5 protein-coding genes are annotated in these 2,967 nt (G+C 49.5%); 2 read left to right on the top strand and 3 right to left on the bottom strand.

The annotated features are described in order from the left end of the window. A partial coding sequence (locus Q0231_RS03715) for a helix-turn-helix transcriptional regulator (RefSeq protein WP_299345254.1) occupies positions 1-285 on the bottom strand: 285 nt, incomplete at its 3' end. Between the two features lie 175 nt (positions 286-460). Between Q0231_RS03715 and Q0231_RS03710 the strand changes: the two genes are divergently transcribed. Both Q0231_RS03710 and aceA read left to right on the top strand, forming a co-directional pair. Continuing rightward, positions 461-703, top strand: coding sequence for a hypothetical protein (locus Q0231_RS03710; RefSeq protein WP_269393346.1), 243 nt, complete (start codon positions 461-463; stop codon positions 701-703). A gap of 119 nt (positions 704-822) precedes the next feature. Further along, on the top strand, positions 823-2,109 hold the full coding sequence (aceA, locus tag Q0231_RS03705; RefSeq protein WP_269393347.1) for an isocitrate lyase: 1,287 nt from the start codon (positions 823-825) through the stop codon (positions 2,107-2,109). Between the two features lie 111 nt (positions 2,110-2,220). Here aceA and Q0231_RS03700 read toward each other — a convergent pair whose 3' ends face one another. Both Q0231_RS03700 and Q0231_RS03695 read right to left on the bottom strand, forming a co-directional pair. Then, positions 2,221-2,625, bottom strand: a complete 405-nt coding sequence (locus Q0231_RS03700; RefSeq protein WP_299345247.1) for a GNAT family N-acetyltransferase — start codon at positions 2,623-2,625, stop codon at positions 2,221-2,223. A gap of 99 nt (positions 2,626-2,724) precedes the next feature. Beyond that, the coding region (locus Q0231_RS03695; protein ID WP_299345244.1) for a diguanylate cyclase at positions 2,725-2,967 on the bottom strand (243 nt) is incomplete at its 5' end.

Raw genomic sequence — 2,967 nt, 5'->3', positions numbered from 1 at the left:
GTGGTTGGTCAGGTCTGCATCGGCAAAAATGTCATCGCCGAACAATTCCATCAAATCTCCGACCAATTGGCCTTCGTCACTCTCCACCAGCTCACCCGGTTCAATACCAAAATGTCCGGCGAGTTTAAAAAGCAGGGGCACGGTGATGTTGCGCCGATTGTGTTCAAGCAGGTTCAAATAGCTCGCGGAAATGCCCAGAGCTGAGGCCAAATCCGCCTGGCTGACATGCTTTTGCCGCCGTAAGCGCCTGATTTTACCACCTATTTGTGGGCCGGACTTTTCCATATTGGCCTCCCGCTGCGCTTGTAAACTTTACAAGACTTTACAAAAACGACTGATGTACTTTACTGAACTTTACAGCTTAACACCTTGATTTATCGAATTATCTTGCATTTCGGCGCTAAATGTCAAATCTTTACATCATCACTTCTCGGAACGGTTCCGGGAGACGGAGGAAAACATGACACATACAATCGATAACCGGCAGAACACGCAAGACGAATATATCACCATTATTGCGCGTACCGTTGCAGACGCGATGCGCCAGTTTAAAGCCAAAGGACTTGATAAGTTGGGCTTTGCGATTGTGGGTCCTGTCGACAAGCACCAATTCTCGCTAGCCGAAGGCGACGAAATCGCAACAGACATGTTTGATGGCAACCCTATGATTGCCGCAACATTTCGACGCAGCCTCGCGCAGTAGCGCCATCTACTCTCTTTAATCCCTTTCCCTTCTAACCCTCCAACGCTCCTTGGTTCGATCCTTTTGGGTCGCGCCAAGGGACGGCGGAGCTTTATTAAAATTCAAATAGGATCATGGCCATGCTTGACCGCAACAAAAATCAATTCGCAACCCCTGAGTGGGCACCTGACCGCTGGGACAATATTGCACGTACATACACCCCCGAAGATGTTGCCAAATTGGCAGGTTCTTTGCCGATCAAATACTCTTTGGCCGAAAATGGCGCGAAGAAGCTCTGGGAACTGCTGCATACTGAAGATTATGTGCCAACATTGGGCACCTTTACAGGCAACCAAGCGGTGCAACAGATCAAAGCGGGCTTGAAGGCTATTTACCTTTCTGGCTGGCAAGTTGCGGCAGACGCCAACAACTCTGGCAATATGTATCCGGACCAAAGCCTATATCCAGCTGATAGTGTTCCAGCTGTTGTTAAACGCATCAACAAAGCGTTGCAGCGTGCAGACCAAATTCAAACCATGGAAAAGCTTTCAGGCGAAGAAACGACCGACCTTGATTTCTTTGCGCCGATTATCGCTGATGCGGAAGCCGGCTTTGGTGGCCAATTGAACGCCTTTGAATTGATGAAGGGTATGATTGAAGCGGGCGCTGCGGCGGTTCACTTTGAAGATCAACTTGCATCTGAAAAGAAATGTGGCCACTTGGGCGGCAAGGTTTTGGTGCCGACAAAAACATTCGTTCGCACATTGAACGCGGCGCGTTTGGCTGCCGATGTTTTGGGCGTACCGACCTTGATTATGGCACGGACCGACGCTGAAGCTGCGCGCTTGATCACCTCAGATGTTGATGAGTATGATGCGCCATTTGTTACGGGCGAACGCACTGAAGAAGGCTTTTACCGCCTGAAAGGCGGGTTTGATGCAGCCATCGCACGTGGCCTTGCCTATGCACCTTATGCCGATCTGATCTGGTGTGAAACTTCAACACCAAACTTGGATGATGCACGTCGTTTCGCCGAGGCCGTTAAGAAGGAATTCCCAGACCAAATGCTGGCGTACAACTGTTCGCCGTCATTTAACTGGGCCAAGCATATGGACGAAACTCAAATGGCCAAATTCCAGGGTGAATTGGGCGCGATGGGATATAAATACCAATTCATCACCTTGGCCGGTTTCCATAATCTAAGCTACACGACCTTTGATTTGGCAAGCCGATACAAAGAACGTGGCATGGCTGCATACTCAGAACTGCAACAGGCGGAATTTGGCGCAGAAAGCCGCGGCTTCTCTGCAACACGGCACCAGCGTGAAGTTGGCACGAGCTACTTTGACGCGGTTTCAATGGCGGTTAGCCAAGGCAATAGCTCCACAACTGCTATGGCTGAATCCACTGAAACAGCTCAATTCTAGCGTTTGGGCGCTAAAAAGAATTCCAACTCTTAAGAGTTTGGCGCACGTCCCCACTTTAGTCGTGCCAAGCTTGTTGGAACACTGAAACCGACGGGTTCGCTCGTCGGTTTTTTACTGCGCGTATTTGGCCATGCCGACTGATTTAGGCGCCGTTTCGTGAAAGCCAAACTTCTTATAAAGCTCATTGGCAGTGCCATCCGCAAAAAGGTTGATGAAAGCTCCAGTAGGTAGATTCTGGTCGATATAGTCCATCAGTTCTTGCATGACACGATGACCAAGTCCTTTGCCTTGATGGTCCGGGTGAACAGCAATGTCGCAGACTTGCACGAAGCATCCACCGTCACCCACCAAGCGCCCCATTGCGAGCAAATTTCCATAAGGATCTCGGACGGATACGCCAAATAGGGAGTTCGGCAACCCTCGGGCAGCGGCGTTCTCTGATTTTGGCGAAAGGCCCGCGACAGCGCGCATCTGGCAATATTCTTGCACTGTCGGGATTTGATGAACAACAATCATATATTCAGTCGTCCTCTCCTTGAAATTTATATGTTGGAGCAAATCCACTGTTCACCATTTGCAAGGAGATAGATCGACCCATCCAATTTTACTGAACCGCTATGAAACTTGGGATGACTCAAAAAGCGCGCCAATATCTTCTTCATCAAACATCTTGTCGTCTTTGAGTTGCGAGCATTTTACGACTTGGTTTCGGCCTGCCGATTTAGCGTAATAGAGTGCATCGTCAGCTGATCGCATCAGCGATTGGGGCAAGTTCCCGTCATTTGGGTACATCGCAATTCCCGCAGAAATTGTGATCCTAGGAAGTTGCTTGCTACCATAGCGCACTGCTATGTTTTC

Origin of the sequence: uncultured Maritalea sp. (assembly GCF_937139385.1) — a bacterium.
Lineage (GTDB): Bacteria > Pseudomonadota > Alphaproteobacteria > Rhizobiales > Devosiaceae > Maritalea > Maritalea porphyrae_A.
This window is presented reverse-complemented; position numbering and strand designations above follow the sequence as displayed.